Source organism: Deltaproteobacteria bacterium (assembly GCA_005879795.1).
Lineage (GTDB): Bacteria > Desulfobacterota > Binatia > DP-6 > DP-6 > DP-6.
This window is the reverse complement of record VBKJ01000086.1, coordinates 1-6,454: the sequence shown is the minus strand read 5'-3', so window position 1 is coordinate 6,454 and position 6,454 is coordinate 1. Positions and strand designations below refer to the sequence as shown.

The 6,454-nt window shown below is 73.5% G+C and carries 4 protein-coding genes; 1 reads left to right on the top strand and 3 read right to left on the bottom strand.

What is annotated here, in order from left to right; translation table 11 throughout:
- The 3 genes from E6J59_04520 to E6J59_04510 all read right to left on the bottom strand — a co-directional run.
- Positions 1-839, bottom strand: an 839-nt coding sequence (locus E6J59_04520) for an efflux RND transporter periplasmic adaptor subunit (protein ID TMB22127.1), incomplete at its 3' end; no start/stop codon positions are given.
- Entirely contained in the window at positions 836-2,167 is a 1,332-nt protein-coding gene (locus E6J59_04515) for a TolC family protein (GenBank protein ID TMB22126.1), read from the bottom strand. The genes E6J59_04520 and E6J59_04515, both read right to left, overlap by 4 nt.
- Positions 2,133-5,255 (bottom strand): efflux RND transporter permease subunit, encoded by a 3,123-nt coding sequence (locus E6J59_04510; GenBank protein ID TMB22125.1) that lies wholly within the window; start codon positions 5,253-5,255, stop codon positions 2,133-2,135. The genes E6J59_04515 and E6J59_04510 overlap by 35 nt, the downstream gene beginning before the upstream one ends.
- Between E6J59_04510 and E6J59_04505 the strand changes: the two genes are divergently transcribed.
- Complete coding sequence (locus E6J59_04505; protein ID TMB22124.1) at positions 5,152-6,291, top strand: SMP-30/gluconolactonase/LRE family protein; 1,140 nt, start codon at positions 5,152-5,154, stop codon at positions 6,289-6,291. The two genes, E6J59_04510 and E6J59_04505, sit on opposite strands and share 104 nt — an antisense overlap.
- Positions 6,292-6,454 lie beyond the last annotated feature (163 nt).

The following is a 6,454-nucleotide window of genomic DNA, read 5'->3' as shown; positions in this document are numbered from 1 at the left end:
CGCGAGAGGTCGGAGACCACGACCAGCGGCTCGGCGCTCTCGGCGCTCGCCTCCATGCCGACCAGGGCCTTGCGCTCGACGACCGTCCCGGCCAGGGGCACGCGCAGGAGGTAGCGGCTCGTCGCTTCGCCGGGCGCCACGCGCAGGCGCTCGAGCTGCGCGCGCGCGCGCTCGAACTCCGCCGCGGCCTTCTCGGCTTCCTCCTGGGCCTGGAGATAGTCCTTCTCGGCGATCGCCTGCGCGGCGCGCAGGCGCGTGGCGCGTTCGGCGGCCTTGCGCGCCAGCGTCCGGTCGGCGTCGGCGCGCACGTACTCGGCCTGCGCGGCTTTCACCTCGGGGCTCTCGAGCGCGACGAGCGGCTGATCGGCCTCGACGCGGTCGCCCACTTGCACGAGGAGCTGGACGACGCGCCCCCGGATCGGGGCGGCCAGACGCGCGGTGAGCTCCTCGTCGAACTCGATCGTGCCGCTCAGGTCGGCGAGGCTCGTGGCCTCGACCTCGGCGACGGGCGCGAACTTGAGGAACGAGAGCTGCGCCGGGGTGAGGCGCGGCTCGGCGGCGGCCGTCGTCTCGGCCGCCTCCTGGCGCCCGCAGGCCGGCAGCACCGCCAGCGCGAGCACGACGATCCAGCCTAGGAGTCTGTCCGAGTAGTCATGGCGAGCGAGGCGAACGAGCCGGGGAGCGAGAGCGGGAAGCGCAGCGACGACCGACGAGGTGCGGCGCGCGGGACGCGCGCCGGGAGTTGGTCGCCGCAGGAGGGAGGAGCGAGCACCCCGCTCGCAGCCCCCGGATCGTTCGCCGGAGCCGACATGACTACTCGGACAGCCTCCTGGCCTCATGGGGACACCTCCAGCGCGGCCGCGCGCGTCACGTCGAAGGCCGCGGTGTTCACGTCGCGGAGCCCGGCGAGATGCTCGCGCTCGGTCTGCACCCAGGTCCGCTCCGCCTCGAGGAACTCGAGCAGCGACACGGCGCCCTCGCGGAACGACACCTCGGCCGCGTGGCGCGCCTCGCCGGCCTGGCGGAGAAAGGCGCCCTCGAAGCGCTCGACGCGCTCGCGGGCGATCCTGTAGCTCGCCACCGCCGAGCGAACCTCCTGCGGGATCGCGAGGCGCAGCTTCTCGACTTCGCGCCGCGCGATGAGCGCCTCGGCCTCGGCGCGCTCGATCTCGCCCTGGTTCCGGTTGAAGACGGGGAGCGGCACGGAGACGCTCGTGCCCACCTGGTCGGCGAGGTCGCCCGACACCTGGAACTCGCTGTGCGTGTACTGGACACCGAGGGTCGGGTTCGGCCAGCGCTCCGCGCGCGCCAGGCGGAGCGCCGCCTCGGCCGCCTCGCGGGCACGCTCGGCGGCCTCGAGATCGGGGCGGCGCGCGAGCGCCTCGCTCACCAGCTGCTCGACGCCCGCAGGCGTCGGTGGGAGCGCGAGCTCGCCCACCGGCTGCACGTCCGCCGCGTCCACACCGACCAGGGGGAGCAGCGCGGCCACCGCCTCGCGGCGGTCCGACTCCGCGTCCGCCACCTCGCGCTCGAAGCCGCGCTGCTCGAGGGCGATCTTGTCGAGCTCGGCGCGCGAGATGTCGCCCTCGCGGGCGCGGGCCTCGCTCACGCGCACCGTCTCGCGATAGTGCTCGAGGTTCTCGCGCGCCAGGCGCAGCCGCTCGCTCGCCTCGAGGAGCGCGACGAAGCGCGCACGCAGCTCGAAGGCGAGTCGCCGCTCGAGGTCCGCCCGCTCGGCCGCCGCCGCGGCTTCGCGGCGGCGGGCCGCCGCGAGGCGCGCGCCCCGCTTGCCCGGGAGCAGGATCTCCTCCTCCAGGCCGACCTGGGACACGACCGTGTCCCCCACGCCGATGCCGCTCGGATTGGTGCGGCCGAGGGGAAAGTTGCCCACCCCCGCCGAGAGCGTCGGGTTCGGCAGCAGGCCGGCGGTGACCACGTCGCCGTGGGCGGCACGCACGTGCAGCGCGCCGGCGAGCAGCTCGGGGTTCTGCCGGCGCAACTCCGCCAGCGCCTCGTCGAGCGTCAGACGCACCGTGTCCTCCCCGCGGGCTGCGGGGCCAAGGGCCAGCACGAGCGCGAGCACGCGCCAGCGCCTCCTCACCGGGCGTCGCTCCGGCGGCCGCGCGCGCCCCTCACGCGACCTCCGCCGCGCGGAGCGCGTCATCATCGCGCCGCCCGAGCGCTCGCGGAAGGCTGCGCACCCCGCGCCCGGAGAGGACGAGCGTGTACAGCACGGGCAGGACGAGCAGGGTCAAGAGCGTCGCCGAGACGAGGCCGCCGATCACCACCACGGCGAGCGGCCGCTGCGTCTCCGAGCCGATCTGCGTCGAGAGCGCGGCGGGCAGGAGGCCGAGCGCGGCGAGCAGCGCCGTCATGAGGACGGCGCGCAGGCGGCGTGTCGCGCCGGCTTCGACCGCCGCGCGCAGCCCGAGGCCCTCGGCCCGCAGCGCGTTGATCTGTGAGACCAGCACCACGCCGTTCAGCACCACCTGCCCCATGAGCGCGATGAAGCCGATGCACGCCGACACGCTCAGGTTGAGCCCGGCGAGGTCGAGGCCCACGACCCCGCCCACCAGCGCGAAGGGAATGGTCGCCAGGATGAGGAGGGCGCAGCGCAGCGAGCCGAAGGTGTGGAACAGGATCGCCAGGATGAGCGCGATCGACACCGGGATGATGATGGCGAGGCGCGCCATGGCGCGCCGCTGGTTCTCGAACTCGCCGCCCCAGGTGAGGAACGAGTTCGCCGGCAGCTTCACCTCGGCCGCCACCCGGCGCTGCGCCTCGGCGACCAGGCCGCCCATGTCCCGGCCGTGCACGTTGCAGCGGATGCCGATGAAGCGCATGTTCGCCTCGCGCGTGATCGACGCCTGGCCGGGCGCCACCTCGACGCGGGCGAGCTGGGCGAGCGGCACCTGGGCGCCGTCGGGCGTGGCGACCCGGATGACGGGAAGGCGGTCGAGGGTCGCCCGCGAGGCCTCGGCCAGGCGGACGACGACGTCGAAGTGCCGCTCGCCCTCCCACAGCGAGGTCGCCGCCGTGCCGCCGATCGCGGTCTCGACGACCTCCTGCACGTCGGCGACGTTGAGGCCGTAGCGCGCGATCGCCTGGCGGTCGACGACGATGTGCACCTGCGGCAACTCGGCCGACTGGACGATCGCCAGATCGGCCACGCCGGGCACGGACGCGAGCACGCGCCGCACGTCCTCCGCCGCGCGCCGCATCGCGGCCAGGTCGTCGCCGAACAGCTTGATCGCGACCTGGCCGTTCATGCCCGAGATGTTCTCCTCGATGTTGTCCTTGATCGGCTGCGAGAAGTTGAACTCGATGCCCGGGATGTCGGCCAGGCGCACGCGCATCTCGGTCACCAGCCGGTCGGCGGTCATCCCGCGCGGCCACGCGGCGCGCGGCCTCAGGTCGACGAAGTACTCGAGGTTGTTCGGCGTGGACCAGTCGGTGCCGTCGTCGGGACCGCCCAGCTGGCTGAGCACGCTCTTCACCTCGGGGAAGGAGAGGAGGAGGTCGGTGATGCGCGGCACCATGGCACGCGAGGCCTCGCTCAGGGAGATGCTGGGCGGGAGCGTGAAGGTCACGTAGAGCGCGCCCTCGTTCAATTCGGGGAGGAACTCCGTGCCGAGGCGCGCGAACAGCCAGAGCCCGAGCGCGAGCACGGCGAGCGTCGCGCCGAGCACCGCACGCCGGTGGTCGAGGGCCCAGCCGAGCGCCGGCCGGTAGGCGCCGAGCGCCGCACGCTCGACCGGCGTCTCCTCGCCGCCCCCGGCGTTGCGGCGGAGCAGGAGATAGCCGAGCAGCGGCACCAGCGTGAACGAGAACGCGAGCGCCGCCACCAGCGCCGCGCACACCGTGTTCGCCATGGGCGCGAAGATGCGGCCCTCGACGCGCTGGAGCGAGAAGATCGGGACGTAGGCGACGATGATGATGCAGAGGGCGAAGAGCGTCGGCCGCGCCACCTCTTCGGCCGCCTCCAGCACGACGGCCCGGACATGGCGCGGGCCGTTCCGCGCCAGGCGCCGCGCCACGTGCTCGACCATGATCACCGCCCCGTCGACGATGATCCCGAAGTCGACTGCGCCCAGCGAGAGGAGGTTCGCGGAGAGGCCGCGGAGCTTGAGATAGAGGAACGAGCCGAGCAGCGAGAGCGGGATGACGAGCGCCACCACCAGCGCGGCGCGGAGACTCATCAGGAAGACGCCCACCACGAGCACGACGAGGAGCGCGCCGAGCACCAGGTTGTGCGTCACGGTGGTGAGCGTGCGCCGCACCAGCCGGGCGCGGTCGTAGAAGGTGTCGACGCGGACGCCGGGCGGGAGGATGCCGTGGTTCAGCTGCTCGATCTTGGCGTGCAGCGCGTCGAGGACCACGGACGGGTTCTCCCCCCGGCGCATGAGCACGATGCCCTCGACCGCCTCGGGCTCGCGGTCGCGGGTCACCACGCCGCGGCGGGGAAAGGCGCCGACCGTGACGCGCGCCAGGTCGCGGATGCGGATCGGGATGCCGCCGCGCGCCGCCACCACCACCTGCTCGATGTCGCCGGCGCCGGCGAGCGTGCCGAGGCCGCGCACCACGTACTGCTCCTCGCCGTGCTCGATGTAGTTGCCGCCGGCGTTGGCGTTCGAGCGCCCGAGCGCCTCGTACACCTGGCGGAGCGTGACGCGGCGGGCCTGCAGCTGCCCGGGATCGACCTGTACCTGGTACTGTTTCACGAAGCCGCCGAAGGAGACCACGTCGGCCACGCCCGGCACCTGCTTCAGATGCCGCTCCATCACCCAGTCCTCGAGCTCGCGCAGCTGCATCGGCGTGTAACCGTCGCCGACCAGCGTGTAGCGGTAGATCTCGCCGGTCGGGGTCGAGAGCGGGCCGAGCGTCGGCTTCACGCCCTCGGGGACGTCCACCTGCGCCAGGCGCTCGCTCACCTGCTGGCGGGCGAAGTAGAGGTCGGTGCCGTCATCGAAGGTGAGGACGACGAAGGAGAGGCCGAGGAGCGAGAAGGAGTGCATGCGCACGAGCCCGGGGAGCCCGTTCATCTGCTGCTCGATCGGGAGCGTCACCTGCCGCTCGACCTCCTCCGCGGCGTGGCCGGGGAAGAGGGTGATGACCTGGACCTGAGGGTCGGCGAGCTCGGGGAAGGCCTCGATGGGCAGGTGCCAGAAGGCGATCGCCCCGGCGATGGCGAAGGCCACCGCGAGCCCGAGGACCGCGAGCGGCTGGGCGAGAGAGAGCGCGAGGATGCGGCGCATCAAGGCGCCCGGAACAGCAAGGGGGGTGCCAGCGCCGGGCCCAGGATTTCTAGGCCAGCTGCCATCGGGGCGTGTGGCAAACGGTCTCACGCTTGCGGGCAGCGCGCCCCACGCACGCGGCAGGCCACGTCGCGTCAAGGGGTTGACGTCGCCCCCGCGTGCCTGCGAGGCTCGCCCCACCATGAAGCGGACCGTCCTTACCACCGGCCTCCAGTTCCCCGAGGGACCGGTCTGGCTCGGCCCCCGGCGCGTCGCCTTCACCGAGATCCGCGGCCAGTGCGTCTCGCTCTGGCACGACGGCGCGCTCACGCGCGTGGCGCGCACCGGCGGGGGCGCCAACGGCGCCACGCTCGGGCCCGACGGCGCGCTCTACGTCGCGAACAACGGCGGCCTCTCGCTCGGACACGAGGGACGCTGGACCGCGCCCGACGCCATCCCCGGGCGTATCCAGCGGGTCACCCTCGCGGGCGAGCTGAGCGACGTCGCCGCCGAGCTGCCCGGCGCGCCGCCGAACCGGCCGAACGACCTCTGCTTCGGCCCCGACGGCCTCCTCTACTACACCGACCCGCACAACTGGGAAGACATCGAGCACCTGGGCGTAGGCCGCGTCGGGCGCACGACGCTCGACGGCCGCGTCGAGCTGGTCGCGGAGATCCCCGCCTTCCCGAACGGCATCGCCTTCGGGCCCGACGACCGCCTCTACGTCGCGCAGAGCGTGACGCAGAAGATCCTGGTCATGGACGCGAAGCCCGGCGCCACGCCAGCCGTATGGGCGACCCTGCCGCGGGGCTTCCCCGACGGCTTCTGCTTCGACGCCGCCGGGCGGCTCTACGCCGCCGGCAGCCTGGGCGACGTGGTGGTCATCTTCGAGCCGGACGGAGAGGTGCGGGACATCGTCGAGATGGGCGCCGGGAGCGAGCCCACGAACTGCTGCCTCGGCGACGGCGCGCTCTACGTGACGCTCGCCGGCACGGGCCAGCTGGTCGCGCTCGACATGCCGGTCGAGCCCCTGCCCCTCTACCCCGCCCGGCGGTGAATCTCGCCGTCAGCGCTGCGCCCAGAGGAGCACGCGCTTGAAGGTGAAGAAGTACGGGCGCGTGTCCTCGAGCGCGGGCAGCAGGCGCTCGCGGTAGCGCGCCACGAAGCGCGCGTAGAGCTCCGCCGGCAGCCGGCGCTGGTAGTCGGTGAGCAGCGTGCCC

Coding starts and splice junctions, on each gene's coding strand:
- E6J59_04515 (TMB22126.1), bottom strand. CDS start 2,167: ATGATGACGCGCTCCGCGCGGCGGAGGTCGCGTGAGGGGCGCGCGCGG.
- E6J59_04510 (TMB22125.1), bottom strand. CDS start 5,255: ATGCGCCGCATCCTCGCGCTCTCTCTCGCCCAGCCGCTCGCGGTCCTC.
- E6J59_04505 (TMB22124.1), top strand. CDS start 5,152: ATGGGCAGGTGCCAGAAGGCGATCGCCCCGGCGATGGCGAAGGCCACC.